Origin of the sequence: Pantoea rwandensis (genome assembly GCF_000759475.1) — a bacterium.
Taxonomy (GTDB): Bacteria; Pseudomonadota; Gammaproteobacteria; order Enterobacterales; family Enterobacteriaceae; genus Pantoea; species Pantoea rwandensis_B.
On the sequence record NZ_CP009454.1, the window covers coordinates 3,345,837 to 3,364,239 of the forward strand.

Genomic DNA, 18,403 nt, shown 5'->3' on the forward strand with positions numbered 1-18,403 from the left:
GATTTATCGCGTTTGTCTGAGATGAAAGTGTTGCGGACAAACGCGTCATATCTCGCGCTGCTACACCGACAACAACATATGTAATTTTTTAATCATATTATTTGCATATAAATTCATTTGCTGGCATCGTGTAATCCGTTCTATCTCTGGCATGGTTTACAGGAGTCACATAATGAAAAAATGGATTGTTGCTGCGGCGCTGGCAACACTGGCAATGAATGCTTATGCGGCGGAAAAAATTCGTTTCGCCTCTTCTGCGACCTATCCCCCGTTTGAATCCCTCGACCACGACAACCAAATTGTCGGCTTTGATATCGATCTGGCAAAAGCCTTATGTCAGCAAATGAAAGCGGATTGCACCTTTACCAATAACGCGTTTGACAGTTTGATCCCTTCGCTAAAATTCCGTCGTTATGATGCGGTCATCTCAGGCATGGACATCACGGCAGAGCGCAGCAAACAGGTCGATTTCACTCAGCCTTACTATGCCAACTCCGCGATTGTGATTGCCCAAAAGGGACAGTTCACCGACTTTAGCCAGTTGAAAGGTAAGCGTGTAGGGGTAGAAAACGGCACCACGCACCAGAAATACCTGCTGGAGAAACATCCAGAAGTGATCTCCGTGTCTTACGACAGTTATCAGAACGCGATTCTCGACCTGAAAAATGGTCGTCTGAACGGCGTGTTTGGTGATAGCGCGGTGGTCAATCAGTGGCTGAAGGCTAACGACGATCTCAGCGCGGTGGGTGAGCATATTACCGATACCGAATACTTCGGCACCGGCTTAGGCATTGCGGTGCGCAAAGGCAATGCAACGCTACTGAAAGAGATGAATGACGCACTGGTGGCGCTGAAAGCCGATGGCACCTGGCAGCAAATCAACCAGAAGTGGTTCCCGGAATAAGCATTATGGAGCCGCGTGGCGTGCCACCTGACAGGTTCTGCACGTCCTCCGTTCAGGCGGTGGCTACGTGGCTCCACCCTTCTTAATCAGCAGCGTTAGCACTTCAAAGTGTGCGGTGTGTGGAAACATATCAAACAGCTGGACGCGGCTCACCGCGTAATCTGCCAGGCGTGCAATATCCTGCGCCATCGTAGTGGGATTGCAGCTTGAATAGAGAATGTAGTCTGGCGCCATTTCACTGAGATAAGCACACAGCTCAGCCCCAATACCGCGACGCGGCGGATTAACCAGCACCAGCTGTGGCACCTGTTCATGCGATGTCGCGAACCGGGTGGAATCCAGCGCGGCGAAACTCACTTTATCGAGCCCCAACTGTTCAGCCGATTGCTGCGCACAGGCAATGGCTTCCGCATTGATTTCAATACCGGTCAGCTGCATTTCAGGCGTGGCACAGTGCAAACCGAAACCGCCCACGCCGCAGAACAGATCCCACATACTGGTCACCGGCAACTCTGCGACCCAATCACGCGCCGTGGCATACAAATCTGCTGCGACCTGCGGGTTGGTCTGAAAGAAACTCTGCGGACGAATATACAGCGGGACCTGATTGAAACATTCTGCCAGTGCCTGATCGGGCGTCAAAGCAATCTCTTCTTCCCCTTCCAAAATCGCCATGTGTACTGGCTGGATATTGGCGGAGATCACTTTTAACTGCGGCAACTGCTGCTGCAACCAGGGTAAAGCCGCGCGCAACTGCTCCAGCTTGCGGGTGGATCGCAGCACAAACCGCAGCATCATCCCACCTTGCGAACTCTCGGTAAGCAGCAGGAATTTCAGTTCGCCGCGTTGACGCGCCACGTTGTAGGGTGTCAATCCAGCGCGGGCAATAAAGGGTTTTAGCACATCAAACACCGGCGCAAAGCTGGCGGGATAGAGTGGGCAATCACACAGATCCACCGGTTCGCCATCACGCGCCATCATGCCGAAAATCGGCCGTTCGACGCTGCCGCTCACCACCATTTTGGCTTTATTACGAAAACCCTGCAGCGGCGAGGTCACCGGCGGTAAATATTCTGCCACCGCAGTCTGCGACAGCAACTGCTCGAGCAGCGACTGCTTCTCGCTGAGCTGCTGCGGATAGGGTTTCTCCAGCCACTGGCATGAACGACAGCGACCGGCATCATAAAGCGCGCAATACATGGAAAGGCCTGTATATCAAAATCGGGAGAAAAACGGGGGCAGATTGTATCACCGGGCGCGGAAAAAAGCGCGGCTGCTGGCCGGCACAAACAGTAGCAGCAATACCAGCGCATCCGGTACTTTCTGCATCAACGTGTGATGAATGATCTGCGCATTGGTTTCACCAGGAATACTGAAAATTTCCGGGTAGATCCAGCCGACAGATGCCATGAGCATGTAACCGAGCACAATAATTTGCGCCACCACATAACCCCAGCGTCCGCGATTGCTGCCACGCAGCAGGGTAAAAGCACAGCGCAGTTCAAACAGAAAGATCAGCTGACTGGCGATAAAAATCAGTGTGGAATCCCACGCCTGTGCACTGCGGTGGACAAAGTTGGCTATTTCGTCGTAACCCAGCTCATTGGCCAGCATCAGCACGCTGAGACAGCGTGTGGCAATGATGGCGATCCCCGCGACCATCACTGGTGCAGGCGTTGAATTGGCCATCGCGTTTTTGAGGGTTTCCGACATGGTTTGACTCCGTAACCATAAAAAAACGGGCAAGTCTTACCCCAAAATAATTCACGTTTTAGCAAGGCGGCAAGTGTGCGAATCCTCAGGAGCTTACCTGAGTAAGTGACTGGGGTGAACACACGTAGCCAACGCCCCTACAACGTGAAGTATGAAGGATAAACCGGCCCGTTATTATATTGGCAAATGTTACGGGTTTCAGCCACGTCTGGCTTTCTGAATATCGCGTAAACGTTGCTTTTCTTCGTGCGCCATAAAGCGCCAGGCGATGAAACCGACCAGGCCGACGACAAACAAAATCAATGAGGCTAACGCATTGATCTCTGGATTGACGCCGCGTCGCACAGTAGCAAAGATCGCCATCGGCAGCGTCGTGGCGCCCGGCCCGGTGACGAAGCTGGCAATCACCAGATCATCCAGTGACAGCGTAAAGGCCAGCAGCCAACCGGTGACAATTGCCGGAGCAATCATTGGCACGGTTATCACGAAGAACACTTTCAGCGGCGTCGCCCCGAGATCCATTGCCGCTTCTTCGATGGAGCGATCCAGCTCGCGCAGGCGGGAGTTGATCACCACCGCCACGTAAGCAGTACAGAAGGTGACGTGCGCCAGCCAGATGGTGAGCATGCCACGATCGCTCGGCCAGCCGAAGGTATTGCCCATCGCCACAAACAGCAGCAGCAGTGACAACCCGGTGATCACATCTGGCATCACCAGCGGCGCGGTGAGCATAAACGCAAAACCGCTATGCCCACGGAAACGGCCGAAACGCACGATGATCACCGCCGCCATGGTGCCCAACACCACCGCCATGGTAGCGGAGAGCGCCGCAATGGTCAGGCTGAGGCCAACGGCATCCAGCATCGCATCGTCCTGGAACAGCACTTTGTACCAGTGGAATGAGAAGCTCTCCCACACGGTGACCAGCTGCGAGCTGTTGAAGGAGTAAACCACCAGCAGCAGCATCGGCGCGTACAGGAACAGGAAGCATGCGGCCAAAATCGCCGTACGCCATGGAGAGCGAATGGTCGGTAACTGATTCATTCCTTCTCTCCTAACTCACGATTTTGATGCTTGTGGAACCAGATGATCGGCAGAATCAAAATTAACAGGATGATCACCGCCAGCGCCGAAGCCACCGGCCAGTCGCGGTTGTTAAAGAACTCCTGCCACAGGATACGGCCAATCATGATGCTGTCCGGCCCTCCCAGCAGTTCCGGGATCACGTACTCACCCACTGCCGGGATAAACACCAGCATCGAACCGGCAATAATGCCGCCTTTGGTGAGTGGCACAATCACGCTGAAGAAGGTTTTCAGCGGACGCGCCCCCAGATCCAGCGAGGCCTCGACCAGCGAGTAGTCGATACGGGTTAACGCGGTATAGATGGGCAGCACCATAAACGGCAGATAGCAGTAAACGATACCGATATACACCGCGGTATTGGTGTAAAGAATCACCAGTGGATGATCGATAACCCCCAACCACATCAGGAAGCGGTTAAGAATACCGTTGTTGTTCAGTAAGCCCATCCACGCGTACACGCGCACCAGGAACGAAGTCCAGGAAGGCAAGATGACCAGCAACAGCAGAATAGTGCGCATTGAAGGCTTACTGTGCGCCACCGCCCAGGCCAGCGGGTATCCGATCAGCAGACAGATCACGGTAGAAATCGCCGCCACCTTGAGTGAAGTCAGATAGGCTTCGGCATACAGCGGATCGTCCGTCAGTGTGATGTAGTTACCGAGATTCAGCACCAGATTGAGTTGGTCATCGGCCCAGGTCACCAGATCGGTGTAAGGCGGAATGGCACGCGCAATATCGGCGAAACTGATCTTCAGCACGATCAGGAACGGCAGCAAAAACAGCAGGATCAGCCAAAGATAAGGCAAGGCGATCACCAGCTTGCGGCCATGCAGCATTTTAATACGCGTGCCCCAGCGCTGCAGCGGTGTACCCACCACTTCCGGCTCGCTGCGTTGAGAAATCTGGCTCATTACGCCTCCTTAAACCGTCAGAACCACACAGCTGTCGGCGTCCCAGCACAGGCGAACTTCATCACCCCATGTTGGCGCACCTTTGCGGTAGCGATGTGCATTCTGCAGCTGCGCGCTGATCATCTGACCGCTACGCAGGCGAACGTGATAAATCGACAGGTCTCCGAGATAAGCGATATGCACCACTTCACCCACGGCAAAGTTGCAGCCATCCGCCGGCACCTCTTCGCACAGCATCACTTTTTCCGGACGTAAAGCGACATGCACGGGCACGTTATCGATGATGGAGACATCGGTCTGCACTTTAAGCGGATGCACCAGGCCCGGCGCATCGATCACCACGCCCTCTTCCGTGCGCTCACGCAGCAGGCCATCAAACACGTTAACTGAACCGATAAATTCGGCGCTGTAACGGCTGGTAGGATGCTCATAGATCTCTTCCGGCTCACCAATCTGCACAAATTTGCCACGGTTCATGATCGCGATACGACCGGCCATAGTCATCGCTTCTTCCTGGTCGTGCGTGACCATTACGCAGGTCGCGCCAACGCGTTCAAGAATATCCACCACTTCGTGCTGCATGCGGTCGCGCAGTTTCTTATCCAGCGCGCCCATCGGTTCATCCAGCAGCAGCAGTTTGGGGCGTTTAGCCAGGCTACGCGCCAGCGCCACACGCTGGCGCTGGCCGCCAGAGAGCTGGTGCGGCTTACGTTTCGCAAACTCTTGCATGTGCACCAGCGTCAGCATTTCTGCTACGCGGCTGCTGATTTCGCCTTTCGGCAATTTATCCTGCTTCAGTCCAAAGGCGATGTTCTGTTCCACCGTCATGTGCGGGAACAGTGCGTAAGACTGGAACATCATGTTGATCGGTCGCTGGTAAGGTGGAACGTGCGACAGGTCTTGCCCATCCAGCACAATCTGCCCGCTGGTCGGTGGCTCAAAGCCTGCCAGCATGCGCAGTAAGGTCGATTTACCGCAGCCGGAAGCACCCAGCAGGGCAAAAATTTCACCTTTATAAATGGTCAGGCTGACATCATCCACGGCGTGCTGGCCGTCAAAAGATTTGGTCAGGTTGCGAATTTCCAGCAGCGGCGTTAACGCCTTAGCCGTTTTATTTGGGGGGCGGGGAATCGCGTCGTTCACTAACATTTCTCCGGCGCTAAGCGGTGTAGCGCGGCACAGCCAGCCGCTAAAATGGCACAACAGAGGCCATCACCGCGCCTCTGTTGTCGTCTACAGGTCATGAATCCGTTTAGAACGAATTACTTACCACTTTTTACTTTAGTCCATGCACGGGTGCGCGCACGATCCAGTTTCGGATCCTGGACTTTGAGCACAAACAGCTTGGCCATCGCATCCGGCGTTGGGAAGATGCCCGGATTGTTGCGCACATCCGCATTGATCAATGGCAGTGACGCCTTGTTGCCGTTGGCGTAGTTCATCTTGTTAGAGACATCCGCGATCACTTTTGGATCCATGATATAGTTCAGCCACTGATAGGCTGCATCGAGGTTTTTCGCGTCTTTCGGAATCGCCATCATGTCGAAGAAGGCCAGAGCGCCCTCTTTCGGCACGCTGTAACCCAGGTGCACGCCGTTGTTGGCTTTGACTGCACGATCTTTCGCCTGCAGGATATCGCCCGACCAGCCGATCGCCACGCAGATGTTGCCATTGGCCAGGTCGTTAATGTACTGAGACGAATGGAAGTAACGGATATTAGGACGCAGCTTCAGCAACAGATCCGTGGCGGCGCCGGTGTAATCTTTCGCGTCAGAGCTGTTCGGATCTTTGCCGAGATAATTCAGTACGGTCGCGAAAATCTCTTCCGGTGCATCGAGGAAGGAAACACCACAGCTTTTCAGTTTTTCCAGGTTTTCTGGCTTCAGCACCAAATCCCAGCTGTTGACGGGCGCATCAGTGCCCAATGCGGCTTTCACTTTATCGACGTTGTAACCGATGCCAGTGGTTCCCCACAGATACGGAATCGCATATTTGTTACCCGGATCGTGCTGCGCGACTTTCGCCATCAAATCAGGATCGAGGTTTTTGTAGTTTGGCAGTTTGCTCTTATCCAACTCCTGGAACACACCCGATTGCAGCTGACGTGCGAGGAAGCTGGAAGAAGGCACGACGACGTCATAACCGGTTGAACCGGCCATCAGTTTACCTTCCAGCACTTCGTTGGAATCGAAGACGTCGTAGACCACTTTGATGCCGGTCTGCTTTTCAAAATTCGGCACGGTGTCGGCCGAAATATAATCGGACCAGTTATAGACGTGCAGCGTTTTATCCTCTGCCTGAGCACTAACGGCCGTCGCCATCAGCACACCTGCAACCACACCTGGCAACCATTTTTTACGTTGGTTGATCATGTTTTACTTCCTCCTGAGGGGGTCATCACAACGCTGCATACACGCGATCCTGACGTTGCGTTTTTTCTGTTTAATCACAGACACACAATGAATCAATATTCAGCGGGAGTTTAATAGCAAAAACCTATAGTTGTGCTGAGGTTGCATGTCTCAAGCAGCCCCGCAAGAATAGCCCCCCTGCTTCACGCGTGCCAGATCTCAGCGTAAAAAACGCCTTTTTGCGATATTTTATGCATGTTTCTGCTATGGGGTTTGGCACTAGCGGCATAAAGCACGACTAATATCTGGCAATAAAGGGCAAAATGCAGAATAAAAAGTGGTAGGGCTAAAATGAAAACTGCCGCAAAAAGCGGCAGTTAGCGAGGCGGGGAACTCAGTGCAGCATCGCGTGGCTGCTGGAGCTGGGTTGTCGCTCCTCTTCTTCGCCCATCATCAGCAAATTATTGGCAAAGGCTTCCATAATCACCATGGAAACGCCCTCTTCACTTTGCTTCATAAAGTGCGAGAACTGACCAAAGGTTAATCCGGCAGTGGTACTGATCGACTGGCAGACAATCAGCTTAGGCAGATTGTCATCCTGAATATCGATAAAGGCCTTCACCGTAAGCGAACTGGCATTGATCTGCGACAAATCGCCGACCAAAGGAATAAGTGCTGTGGGTTTCACTTCCGCGAGGGCCGAGAAAAGGATGACGTTGTCCACCAGGTCGATTTTTGCATCAAACACCCCGTCAAAATTCTGCATGTGCGGCAGGTGCAGTGCCTGGCAGGCATCGCATTCGAACCAGGTGATATTTTGTTGATCCAGCCAGCGACGCAGGATGTCGATGTCAGGAACGACCAGTGAATCCATCGTTATGTCCTGTGGGGTGAAGAAATAAGCGCCTTAGCTTACGGAAAAAGTCCCTCTGATGCCACGAAAACCACGTAAAAGCGCGCCTAGCCCCCGGTTTTAAGACGATAGCCGGGGCAGGCATGCGCTTCTACCCAGTGAATCATCATTGAAGCGATGTCGAGGCCGGTGGTGCCTTCAATGCCCTCAAGCCCTGGCGAGGCATTCACCTCCATAACCAGCGGGCCGCGATTGGCGCGTAAAATATCCACCCCTGCGATTTCCAACCCGAGCGTGGATGCGGCTTTCACCGCGATTTCGCGCTCTTTTTCGGTGATGGTCACCGCGTGCGCTTTACCGCCACGATGAAGATTCGAGCGGAAATCCCCCTCTTTCGCTTCACGCTCAATCGACGCCACCACTTCATTGCCAATCACCAGGCAGCGAATATCTCGCCCCTGTGCCTCTTTGATAAACTCTTGCACCAGAATGTGGGCGTTAAGGCCACGAAATGCATCAATCACGCTCTCCGCCGCCTGCCGCGTTTCAGCCAGCACCACGCCAATCCCCTGCGTGCCCTCCACTAATTTCACCACCAGCGGCGCACCACCCACCATGGCGATCACATCCTGGGTATCGTCAGGCGAAGAGGCGAACCCGGTGATCGGCATATCAATGCCTTCACGCGCCAGCAGCTGCAGCGATCGCAATTTGTCACGCGCCCGGGTGATGGCCACCGATTCATTCAGCGGATAGCTACCTAACATCTCGAACTGGCGCAGCACTGCCGTGCCGTAAAAGGTGGTCGCCGTGCCAATGCGTGGGATAACGGCATCAAAGTGGCCCAGCGGTTCGCCACGATAATGCACTGCGGGAGAATCGGAATTGATGTTCATGTAGCAAGAGAGTGGATCGATCATCTGCACCTGATGACCACGCTCTTCCGCGGCGTCGCGCAGGCGCTTACACGAATACAGCGTTCCATCACGCGTGAGAATGGCCATCTTCATTGCAGAGTTCCTTGTGCTTAGCGCGTTGCCCAGCCCTGTTGATGCAGATAATCCAGCATAAACGGACGCGTTTCTTTAATGATCAGGCGTTGAATCAGTTCGCTCCAGGTTTCCGAACGCTGGTTGCTGTCACGCTGCTGGTAATAAGCCGTGATTTGGTTATCGTACTGGGCCAGCACGCTTTTATCGACAGGTTGATAGCGATTTTCATGCACCAGCATCGCCGCTGGCATGCGGGGTTTCACGTCTGGGGCAGAAGCGGGATGACCGATGCAGAAACCAAACAGTGGCAGCACGAATTTCGGCAGTTCCAGCAAATCTGTGACTTGCGCGATGCTATTACGGATGCCACCAATAAACACCCCACCCAATCCCAGCGATTCCGCTGCGACCATGGCGTTTTGTGCCATCAATGCCGTATCCACACAGCCCAATAGCAACTGTTCGGCACGCCCAAGATGGGCATCCGGGCAGATCTGCTGATGACGATTAAAGTCGGCACAAAACACCCAAAATTCAGCGGCGGCACTCACCCACGGTTGCCCGCCGGTGAGTTGCACCAGCTGTTGACGCTTTTCCTGGTCGGTAATGCGAATAATTGAGGAGCACTGCAAAAAGCTGGAGGTCGAGGCCGCTTGTGCTGCAGCAATGATCGCGCTGCGCTGGGCATCATCAATGCCCTGCTCGGTAAAGGCGCGAATGGAACGGTGGCTGCACAGTAAATCGATGGTCGGCGTCATAATCCTCTCCGGTTACTTCTTCTTGTGGTTGTGATTGAACAACTGCGGTGCCATCGCTTGCGCGGTACGCCACATCATCAGCCAGGCGGCTGGCAACATCAGCGCAATGCCAAGGAAAAACAGCAGCGTGGCCAGCGACTTTTTCGCCATAAAATCCGGCGCGCTAATCCAGTCGTTGACCAGCAACAGCGCCCCCGTCACCGCAAGTACGCCAAGCACTTCCAGTAACAAAACCGGTTTAGGCAACGTGGCCAGATTACGCATGGGTGATTTCCTCAGTTGCTCAATAGGTCAGTCGCATTTTAGACCCGAATAATTCGCTCTGCAGCAAGGCGTGGCTATCACCAGCCGCTTAACTTGAGCCAAACACATCTGCAGAGTGAAGTATGATGGACATAGATTGCGGTCATTAGAGTAACAGGCATTTTCTTCTTTGCTTAAGCAGGATGGGCGGGCATGATGTTAGCCATTATTCACGCTGTAATGTGAAACTGGTCACAAAACAGCAGCGGAAGGAGAGAAGCAATGATTGCAGTGATTTTTGGCCGTTCAAGCTGCCCATACTGCGTACGTGCGAAAGAGTTAGCCACCAAGCTGACCAGCGAGCGCGATGATTTCAACTATCAGTACGTCGATATTCAGGCGACCGGCATCACCAAGGCCGACCTGGAAGCACGTGCCGGCAAACCGGTGACCACCGTGCCGCAGATTTTCCTTGATGACCAGCACATCGGTGGTTACACCGAATTTGCGGCCTGGACCAAAGAAAATCTGGGTGTTGAAGCCTAATCAAGCGGGCCTGCGGGCCCGTTTTTGATTGTGCTATTCGGCACGCATCGCCAGCATAATTCGCATCAGGCGGATCAGTAACGCCCCGCATCCAGCCCAAAACAGCGCACTTAAACTCCATACAACAATCATCAGCCAACTGTGCATCTGCGTGACGGTGAGCCACATCCAGGCCATACCCAATAGCGTGCCCACCACGGCGACCCACAGTGTACTGACCAGGGGGCTATCTGGCTGCAACACCGCCATTAACATGCCCGGCAATAAAAACAGCAATAATTCAGGCTGTCCGCGCATAGTTTGTTCCGCGGCAAGGGCCCAAAAATGGTGTGCAAAAATAAACACCAGCGTATAAAGCATCATACCCAGAACTGATGCTGGCCAGCGATTATTGCGCTGCAACATAACCATCCTCAACTTTGTTGTTAACAATATTGAAACGTTTACTGCCCTGATGCGCACAAGTGGAAATAAAAAGAAACAGCCGCTGGCAGAAGGATTAAAAACTGCTGATAGCTGAGGAAGTTATTTATGATTAGAATGACGCCGTTTTAAATAATGGTCTGCACCTTGCTGGCGGCAAGGACGCTAACGGCTGCCACAAGATAGCGAAAAAAGGCCTTCTCATCAACTTGTTACAGGTAAAGAAGAAGTTAAACCGTGAACATTAACGTCGCAGAATTGTTAAGCGGAAATGACGTTCTGTTATTATTTGTCGTCTTAGCCCTGGGGCTGTGCTTAGGTAAATTACGCCTGGGCTCGGTACAGCTAGGAAATTCCATTGGTGTCCTCGTTGTTTCATTGATTTTAGGCCAGCAGCACTTTGCGATAAATACCGACGCACTCAGCCTCGGCTTTATGTTGTTTATTTTTTGTGTCGGTGTTGAAGCCGGACCTAACTTTTTTTCGATCTTTTTCCGCGACGGTAAAAATTACTTCTTCCTCGCCATTGTGATGGTGGTCAGTGCGCTGCTCATTGCGCTTGGGCTGGGTAAAGTGTTCGGCTGGGATATCGGCCTGACGGCGGGCATGCTGGCCGGTTCCATGACTTCCACGCCGGTGCTGGTGGGCGCGGGTGACACACTGCGGCAAAGCATCAGTGACAGCCATCAGCTCAACATGATGCAGGATAACCTCAGCCTCGGTTACGCCCTCACCTATTTAATCGGTCTGGTCAGCCTGATCTTTGGTGCACGCTATCTGCCCCGTCTGCAACATCAGGACTTACCGACCTGCGCGCAGCAGATTGCGCGAGAGCGCGGACTGGATGCCGACAGCCAGCGTAAAGTGTTCTTACCGGTCATCCGCGCCTATCGCGTTGGCCCGGAACTGGTGGAATGGAGCGGCGGCAAAAACCTGCGCGAGTTAGGTATTCATCGTCAGACCGGCTGCTACATTGAACGTCTGCGCCGTAACGGTATTCTCGCCAGCCCGGATGGGGATGCGATGCTGCAACTCGGTGATGAAATTTCGCTGGTGGGCTACCCCGATGCACACGCACGCCTTGATGCCAGCTTCCGTAACGGCAAAGAGGTGTTCGACCGCGATTTACTCGACATGCGTATCGTCACCGAAGAGATTGTGGTGAAAAACCACAATGCGGTGAACAAACGGTTGAGTCATCTGAAACTCACCGATCATGGATGCTTCCTCAATCGGGTGATTCGCAGCCAGATTGAGATGCCAATTGATGACAGCATCATGCTCAACAAGGGCGATGTGTTGCAGGTCAGCGGTGAAGCGCGCCGAGTGAAAAGCCTGGCGGATCGCATCGGCTTTATTGCCATTCACAGTCAAATGACCGATCTGCTGGCCTTCTGCGCCTTCTTTATCATTGGGTTGATGATCGGCATGATCACCTTCCAGTTCAGCAACTTTAGCTTCGGCATCGGCAACGCCGCCGGTTTGCTGTTCGCGGGTATCATGCTCGGTTTCCTGCGCGCGAACCATCCGACCTTCGGCTACATTCCGCAGGGTGCGCTGACCATGGTAAAGGAGTTCGGTTTGATGGTGTTTATGGCAGGTGTCGGTTTGAGCGCCGGTAGCGGCCTGCAACATGGTCTGGGCAGCGCAGGCGCTTTGATGTTGCTCAGCGGCCTGCTGGTGAGTTTGATCCCAGTGGTGATTTGCTATCTGTTTGGTGCCTACGTGTTACGCATGAACCGCGCGCTGCTGTTTGGCGCCATCATGGGCGCGCGCACCTGCGCCCCGGCGATGGAGATCATCAGCGATACCGCGCGCAGTAGCATTCCGGCACTGGGCTATGCAGGAACTTATGCGATTGCTAACGTTTTGCTGACGCTGGCCGGCACGCTTATTGTGATAATTTGGCCGCTTTTGCCTTTTTAAAAATATTTTTACCGCGTTCAGAACTTTCTATTTGGGCCGCAGTCTGAATAAGTGCCACTGCTTTTCTTTGAAATCCCCAAATTGTGGAGCCCGCCGGTCACTGACTTGCGGGTTTTTTTATGCCTGCAATTCCTGCCGCTTAAGGTTCTCCTAAGCGTAAATTGCGACCCTGCCACTCTGGTTTCGCTATTTTAAAATATTCATGCAACTTTCATCAAAGTTAAACACTCCAACAACCCACGATAAGATTAAGAGCCCGACTATTTATTGTTTGTCTGGTCGCTTTTACGCTATCAACTTTATTTTACTGGCAATTTCGGCACTGGTGTTTATGTGGTGGTCGCGCCACGAAAGCCTGGATATCGCCATCAGCCAGCTGTGGTTTGACCCACAGACGCAGACGTTTCCGTGGCAACACAACCGCTGGCTGGACCTGATCAATCATCGCTTGTTCAAGGATGTGATCATCGCCGGTGCGGTATTGATGTTGTTACGAGGTGTGCAGAAGCGTGATGGTCGCCGCGTGCTGGTGGCCCTGCTGTTTGGCATGGGGCCGCTAGTGGTGGGCATCCTGAAGGCGCACAGCGCGCACTCCTGTCCATGGGATTTGGCGATGTTTGGCGGTAAAGCGGCCAGTTTTGTGCTGCTGGACCCTACTCCGGCCAACAGCGGTCCCGGGCAATGCTTCCCAGGCGGTCACGCTTCCAGCGGCTTTGCTCTGATGGCGCTGTTCTTCCTGTGGTGGCCAGAGCGTCCGCGCCGCGCCGTGCTGGCGCTGCTGTTTGGTATCACCGTGGGCTTACTGATGGGATACGGACAGGTGATGCGCGGTGCCCACTTCTTCTCTCACAATCTGTGGTCGGGATGGTGGGTGTGGCTGAGCCAGGTGCTGATTTTTGCTGGTGTTTCTTTTTGGGTAGACAAGATGAGGAAAAGCAAACGTGATGGAAGCGCTCAACCATAGCCTGTTTCTATGGATCAACGCCACGACGGATTCACCGCCATGGTTGATTAACCTGGCGACCTTTATCGCCAAAGATGTGATTGCCATTGTCCCGCTGCTGATTGTGGCCTTATGGTTTTGGGGGCCGCGCGATCAAGTGCAATCTCAACGCGCGCTGGTACTGAAAACCGGTATGGCGCTGATTTATGCATTGAGCATTTCATGGTGCGTGGGCCAACTGTTGCCGCATCCGCGTCCATTTGCCATTGGCTTAGGGCACCAATTCCTCGCTCACGCCGCCGATGACTCTTACCCCAGCGATCATGGCACCACCATCTTCACTTTTGCACTGGCGTTCATCTTCTGGCATCGCCTGTGGTCTGGCGTCATTCTGCTGGCCGTGGGCAGTGCGATTGCCTGGTCACGCGTTTATCTTGGCGTACATTGGCCTATGGATATGCTGGGCGGATTTTTGGTGGGCTTACTGGCGTGTCTGGCCTCGCATATGGCGTGGCAGTTGTACGGCGAACGCATGCTGACATTCACCCACCAGCTGTATCGCGCTCTGTTCGCTATGCCGATCAAAAAAGGGTGGGTACGCGGATAAGGTAAAGGGCGGCTCACTCGGGCCGCCCGATAGGGGACTAGCTAAACCACTTCCCAAACAAGCCGTTAAATTTCATCATGATGAAATCCCAGATACGACCCATAAACCCGCCCTCCGGCACCGCTTCCATCACCACCAGCGGGCGCTGATCCACGGTTTTGCCATCCAGTTGGAAATCAATGGTCCCCACCACCTGGTTCTTCTCCAGCGGCGCCTCCAGCTGCGGTGAATTCAAAGTGAAACTCGCCTTAAGGTTTTTCATTTGACCTTTCGGGACGGTGATCGCCGCATCTTTCGCCACGCCGAGATTGACCTGGCTCTGTTCACCAAACCACACACGCTGCTGGGCAAAAGGCTTGTCGCTTTTTATCGGCGTCACGGTTTCGTAGAAACGGAAACCCCAGGTGAGCAACTTCTCACTTTCACGGAAGCGAATCGCATCACTTTGGGTACCCAGCACCACCGAAATTAAACGCATATCCCCGTCGACCGCAGACGCGACCAGGTTATTCCCCGCGCCCGAGGTATGTCCGGTTTTAATCCCATCCACTTTCAGGTTACTGCTCCACAACAGGCGGTTACGGTTCATCTGCTTGATGTGATTAAAAGTGAACTCTTTCTCGCTGTTTAACGCGTACTCTTCTGGCACATCGCTAATCAGACGCTGCCCGATGATCGCCATATCGCGCGCGGTGCTGTATTGCCCATCGGCATCCAGCCCGTGCACCGTCATAAAGTGGGTATTTTGTAGTCCAAACGCTTTAACGTAGTTGTTCATCAGGCCGATAAACGAGTCCTGGCTACCGGCGACATAATCTGCCAGCGCGATACAGGCATCATTGCCTGACTGAATCACCACGCCTTTATTGAGCTCAGAAACCGGAATGCGGTCACCGGGTTTGAGGAACATTAGCGAGGAGCCGCGCAGTTTTGGATTGCCGGTTGCCCATGCATCCTGACCGATAGTCACCAGGTCATCGTTATGGATCTTACCGGCTTTCAGCGCCTGGCCGACCACATAGCTGGTCATCATTTTGGTCAGGCTGGCGGGATCTAACCGCTGGTCGGCATTGGACTCAGCCAGTACCTTGCCGCTGTTGTAGTCCATCAGAATCCAGGCTTTAGCCTCAATTTGAGGGGCTGCAGGCGCCTGTTCAGCCTGAGTGGTGACGGGAAGGAAAAGCACTAATAATGAAGTGGCAGCCAGCGGCCGCAAAGCAGAAATGACGGAGTTTTTTCTCATGAGCGTGACCAGATTGTCCTTGTTAAATCATGGTTTTCTAGCAGGTAAGACATGTCTTAATAAAAGCTACACGCTTACCACCTGCGAACAAAACCGTCCAACCGTAAAGTTTTATAGAGTTTATTAGAGTAACCCTGGCATCAACCCTGCTGCGCTGCCACTTTTACGGTTCGGCCGTAGTGGAAAAAGTGAGAGAAATTCCGATTTTTCGCAGAACGGTTAAGCCAGTCACAAAATTCCGCTAACCTGATGCCAATCAGCCCGAGGAGAACCACGATGGACTTAGCCGTTTTCGATCTGGACGAAACCCTGATTTGTGAAGACAGTACCAGCCTGTGGCTGCGCTGGCTGGTCTCACAGGGATTTGCCCCCGAAGCACTCATCTCTCAGGAACAAGCCTTGATGGAGAAATACCATGCCGGCACCCTGTCAATTGAAGAGTATATGAACACGACGCTTTCCCCGCTCGCCGGTATGGCGACCCTGACGGTTGAGGGTTGGGTGCGGCGTTTCATCCATCGCGATATCCTGCCACGCGTGTTCCCCGCTGCGCGGGAACGCATTAACTGGCATCAGCAGCGCGGCGATACCGTGATGATCATCACCGCCAGTGGCGATCATCTGGCGGTACCGATTGCACAACGTCTGGGCGTGCACGGTGCGCTGGCGATTGGCGTGGAAGTGGTGGACGAGCGCTACAGCGGCCAGATTTACGGCACCGCCACCTATCGTGAAGGGAAAGTGACCCGTCTGAGTGACTGGAAGGCTTTGCAGCAGGATCAGCGCTTTGAAAAAACCTGGGCTTACAGCGACTCCATGAACGATTTACCCCTGCTCAATCACGCCGATCACGCCTGGGTGGTCAACCCTAATGCGCTGCTGCTGGAGCAAGCACAGCAGCGCGGTTGGGAAGTCTGTAACTGGGTGCGTTAAGTTATCCGCGCGCGGCGCTGGCGGGTTCCGCCAGCCCGACTTTTAGCAGCTTGCCGTTGGCTTCATCGGTGAGCACATAGAGATAACCATCCGGTCCCTGGCGCACATCGCGAATACGTTCGCCGCGATCCCCCAGCAATCGCTGCTCTTCCACCACTTTCTCACCGTTCACCCGCAGGCGAATCAGACTTTTTTCCTTCAGTGCGCCGATGAACAGCGAATTTTTCCACTGCGGGAAACGTGCGCTGTTGTAAAACGCCATCCCGCTGATGGCCGGTGATACTTTCCACCAGAACTGCGGTTGTTCTGTTCCCGCGACATGCGTGCCCTGCGCTTCCGGTACTTTCTGCCCGCTATAATCAATACCGTAGGTGGCCAATGGCCAGCCGTAATTTTTGCCTTTCTGCGGGATATTCACTTCATCGCCGCCGCGTGGGCCGTGTTCACTTTCCCACATTTGCTGCGTCCACGGATTGAAAGCTAATCCCTGCGGATTACGCATGCCGTAGGACCAGATTTCTGCACGCGCGTCTTTACGTTGCACAAAGGGATTATCCGCGGGGACATCACCGTTCTGCGTCAGGCGCACGATTTTTCCTGAAAGCTTGTCGAGCTGTTGCGCGCTCAGGCTGGAAAAGTTGTCGCCAAACGCGATAAAGAGAAAGCCCTGCGCATCAAACGCCAGCCGGGTTCCTATATTCGCGCCGCTGGAGAGTTTCGGTGTCTGTTCCAGCACCACCTTAAAGTCACTCAACTGACGATTATCGTCACTGAGATGACCATAGCCGACGACACCGCCCGCTCGCCCCTGCGCATCAGCCGTGGTGTAACTGAGCCACACGCGGCGGCTCTGGGCAAAGTCAGGTGCCAAAACCACATCCAGCAGGCCGCCCTGGCGGTTTGCCCACACGTTTGGCACACCGCTGATGGGCTGCGACAATCCTTTTCCCGGCTGCCAACTGCGCAGATGCCCGGCGCGTTCGGTGATCAGCAGCGTTTGATTGTCGGGCAGGAAAGCCACCGACCAAGGATGGTCGAGTTTGTCCTGCAACACCTGAACCTGGACATCGGCAGCCAGGGTCGAATGAGCATAGCTTAAAGCGCCAAGCAGCAGCGCGACAGGCAGTAAACGCATGGGATTCTCCTTTATCACGGTCTGCCGTTAAGGGTAGTCAGCCAGTAAGAAAGGATGTGCAGGATTTACAAAACATTAAGCCCGACATAGCGCCGGGCGACGGGATTAAGGCGCGGAGAAGGCCACAACATCACGAATCATTTCGTCGATGCCCGGACGAAGATCGTTGAGCGTAATTGGCGTACTGTTGTTCGGCAGGGATTTACCAAAGGCTTTGCGCACGACTTTGATCATTGGCTTGCCGGTCTGCGCATCGACCGCTTCCACTTCGAGGAACAGCGCACTGTTCTGAGTACGATGGCCGGTGGCCGCCATGGTGCTTGCTACAACTGCCGCAATCGGCACCACTTCGTAGAACTGCACTCCTTCGTTTTCTGCCGTTACGGCGGTGATGGCGCTTTTCACCCTAAGCGTATGTGCACCAGGCTTGCCCACCACCGGTTTACGTTCTGCGACCGCGCGTTTTAACTGGCTATCGGTGTACTGACGGATTTCATCCAATGTTTGCTGGCTGATGCGTTCAGTCGGTCGCGCGGCGGGATAGTAAACCACGGGTTCGAACACCACGTTGGTGTAATCCGCGCTGTGATAATCCGGCGAGATCCAGCGCAATGTCGGTTTACCGCTCGGTGACTGTTCAGATTTTAACTGGCTGTAATCGCCGAGAAAGCCGGAAAACTGCTGTTTATCCGCAAAATGAGAGGTACAACCTACGGCCAGAAATGCCAGTGTCAAAGCAGGAATATAAAGACGAAATCGCATGAGAAGGCCCTTATAAGAGGTATATCGCTTCTCAAGTGTAGAGCGCACGCTGCGCTTTAGCGGGAAATTTTCAC

20 protein-coding genes are annotated in these 18,403 nt (G+C 53.8%); 6 read left to right on the top strand and 14 right to left on the bottom strand.

The annotated features are described in order from the left end of the window. Window positions 1-172: 172 nt before the first annotated feature. On the top strand, window positions 173-904 hold the full coding sequence (artJ, locus tag LH22_RS15290; protein WP_038647869.1) for an arginine ABC transporter substrate-binding protein: 732 nt from the start codon (window positions 173-175) through the stop codon (window positions 902-904). A gap of 63 nt (window positions 905-967) precedes the next feature. On the opposite strand, the gene rlmC is transcribed toward artJ, so the two are convergent. The 10 genes from rlmC to LH22_RS15340 form a co-directional block, all read right to left on the bottom strand. Further along, the gene (gene rlmC / locus LH22_RS15295; RefSeq protein ID WP_038647871.1) at window positions 968-2,104 is read right to left on the bottom strand and encodes a 23S rRNA (uracil(747)-C(5))-methyltransferase RlmC; all 1,137 of its coding nucleotides are present in this window, start codon (window positions 2,102-2,104) and stop codon (window positions 968-970) included. A gap of 48 nt (window positions 2,105-2,152) precedes the next feature. Continuing rightward, window positions 2,153-2,617, bottom strand: a complete 465-nt coding sequence (locus LH22_RS15300) for a YbjO family protein (RefSeq protein ID WP_038647873.1) — start codon at window positions 2,615-2,617, stop codon at window positions 2,153-2,155. A gap of 198 nt (window positions 2,618-2,815) precedes the next feature. Next, a complete protein-coding gene (potI, locus tag LH22_RS15305; RefSeq protein WP_038647875.1) occupies window positions 2,816-3,661 on the bottom strand; it encodes a putrescine ABC transporter permease PotI in 846 nt (281 codons plus the stop codon). Further along, entirely contained in the window at window positions 3,658-4,614 is a 957-nt protein-coding gene (gene potH, locus LH22_RS15310; protein ID WP_034820712.1) for a putrescine ABC transporter permease PotH, read from the bottom strand. Before potH ends, potI begins: the two co-directional genes overlap by 4 nt. A 9-nt stretch (window positions 4,615-4,623) precedes the next feature. Beyond that, window positions 4,624-5,757, bottom strand: a complete 1,134-nt coding sequence (gene potG / locus LH22_RS15315) for a putrescine ABC transporter ATP-binding subunit PotG (protein WP_156102820.1) — start codon at window positions 5,755-5,757, stop codon at window positions 4,624-4,626. A gap of 119 nt (window positions 5,758-5,876) precedes the next feature. After that, a complete protein-coding gene (gene potF / locus LH22_RS15320) occupies window positions 5,877-6,986 on the bottom strand; it encodes a spermidine/putrescine ABC transporter substrate-binding protein PotF (protein ID WP_038647879.1) in 1,110 nt (369 codons plus the stop codon). Between the two features lie 373 nt (window positions 6,987-7,359). Beyond that, window positions 7,360-7,839 (bottom strand): YbjN domain-containing protein, encoded by a 480-nt coding sequence (locus tag LH22_RS15325; RefSeq protein WP_038647881.1) that lies wholly within the window; start codon window positions 7,837-7,839, stop codon window positions 7,360-7,362. Between the two features lie 86 nt (window positions 7,840-7,925). After that, complete coding sequence (gene rimK / locus LH22_RS15330) at window positions 7,926-8,828, bottom strand: 30S ribosomal protein S6--L-glutamate ligase (protein ID WP_038647884.1); 903 nt, start codon at window positions 8,826-8,828, stop codon at window positions 7,926-7,928. Window positions 8,829-8,845: 17 nt separating this feature from the next. Continuing rightward, complete coding sequence (nfsA, locus tag LH22_RS15335) at window positions 8,846-9,568, bottom strand: oxygen-insensitive NADPH nitroreductase (RefSeq protein WP_038647886.1); 723 nt, start codon at window positions 9,566-9,568, stop codon at window positions 8,846-8,848. A 12-nt stretch (window positions 9,569-9,580) separates the two neighbouring features. Further along, complete coding sequence (locus LH22_RS15340; RefSeq protein ID WP_038647888.1) at window positions 9,581-9,832, bottom strand: DUF1418 family protein; 252 nt, start codon at window positions 9,830-9,832, stop codon at window positions 9,581-9,583. A gap of 261 nt (window positions 9,833-10,093) precedes the next feature. On the opposite strand from LH22_RS15340, the gene LH22_RS15345 reads away from it, so the two are divergent. Beyond that, the gene (locus tag LH22_RS15345; protein ID WP_034820748.1) at window positions 10,094-10,357 is read left to right on the top strand and encodes a GrxA family glutaredoxin; all 264 of its coding nucleotides are present in this window, start codon (window positions 10,094-10,096) and stop codon (window positions 10,355-10,357) included. 33 nt (window positions 10,358-10,390) lie between these two features. Here LH22_RS15345 and ybjM read toward each other — a convergent pair whose 3' ends face one another. After that, entirely contained in the window at window positions 10,391-10,768 is a 378-nt protein-coding gene (gene ybjM, locus LH22_RS15350) for an inner membrane protein YbjM (RefSeq protein ID WP_346420987.1), read from the bottom strand. 249 nt (window positions 10,769-11,017) lie between these two features. Here ybjM and LH22_RS15355 point away from each other — a divergent pair, with 249 nt between their 5' ends. The 3 genes from LH22_RS15355 (at window position 11,018) to ybjG (ending at window position 14,256) form a co-directional block, all read left to right on the top strand. Next, window positions 11,018-12,706: an aspartate:alanine antiporter gene (locus LH22_RS15355; protein ID WP_038647892.1), complete on the top strand. Its 1,689-nt coding sequence runs from the start codon at window positions 11,018-11,020 to the stop codon at window positions 12,704-12,706. A 202-nt stretch (window positions 12,707-12,908) separates the two neighbouring features. Then, window positions 12,909-13,670, top strand: coding sequence for a phosphatase PAP2 family protein (locus LH22_RS15360; RefSeq protein ID WP_038647894.1), 762 nt, complete (start codon window positions 12,909-12,911; stop codon window positions 13,668-13,670). Further along, a complete protein-coding gene (gene ybjG / locus LH22_RS15365; protein ID WP_038647896.1) occupies window positions 13,651-14,256 on the top strand; it encodes an undecaprenyl-diphosphate phosphatase in 606 nt (201 codons plus the stop codon). Before LH22_RS15360 ends, ybjG begins: the two co-directional genes overlap by 20 nt. Window positions 14,257-14,293: 37 nt before the next feature. Here the strand turns inward: ybjG and LH22_RS15370 are convergent, their stop codons facing one another. Beyond that, window positions 14,294-15,499: a serine hydrolase gene (locus tag LH22_RS15370; RefSeq protein ID WP_081946740.1), complete on the bottom strand. Its 1,206-nt coding sequence runs from the start codon at window positions 15,497-15,499 to the stop codon at window positions 14,294-14,296. A gap of 276 nt (window positions 15,500-15,775) precedes the next feature. On the opposite strand from LH22_RS15370, the gene LH22_RS15375 reads away from it, so the two are divergent. Then, window positions 15,776-16,432 carry an HAD family hydrolase gene (locus LH22_RS15375; protein ID WP_038647898.1) on the top strand — a complete coding sequence of 219 codons (657 nt, stop codon included), beginning with the start codon at window positions 15,776-15,778 and terminating at the stop codon, window positions 16,430-16,432. 1 nt (window position 16,433) lies between these two features. Here LH22_RS15375 and LH22_RS15380 read toward each other — a convergent pair whose 3' ends face one another. Both LH22_RS15380 and LH22_RS15385 read right to left on the bottom strand, forming a co-directional pair. Further along, window positions 16,434-17,567, bottom strand: a complete 1,134-nt coding sequence (locus LH22_RS15380) for a PQQ-dependent sugar dehydrogenase (RefSeq protein ID WP_038647900.1) — start codon at window positions 17,565-17,567, stop codon at window positions 16,434-16,436. Between the two features lie 105 nt (window positions 17,568-17,672). Continuing rightward, a complete protein-coding gene (locus tag LH22_RS15385; RefSeq protein WP_038647902.1) occupies window positions 17,673-18,329 on the bottom strand; it encodes a DUF3313 domain-containing protein in 657 nt (218 codons plus the stop codon). Window positions 18,330-18,403: the final 74 nt, after the last annotated feature.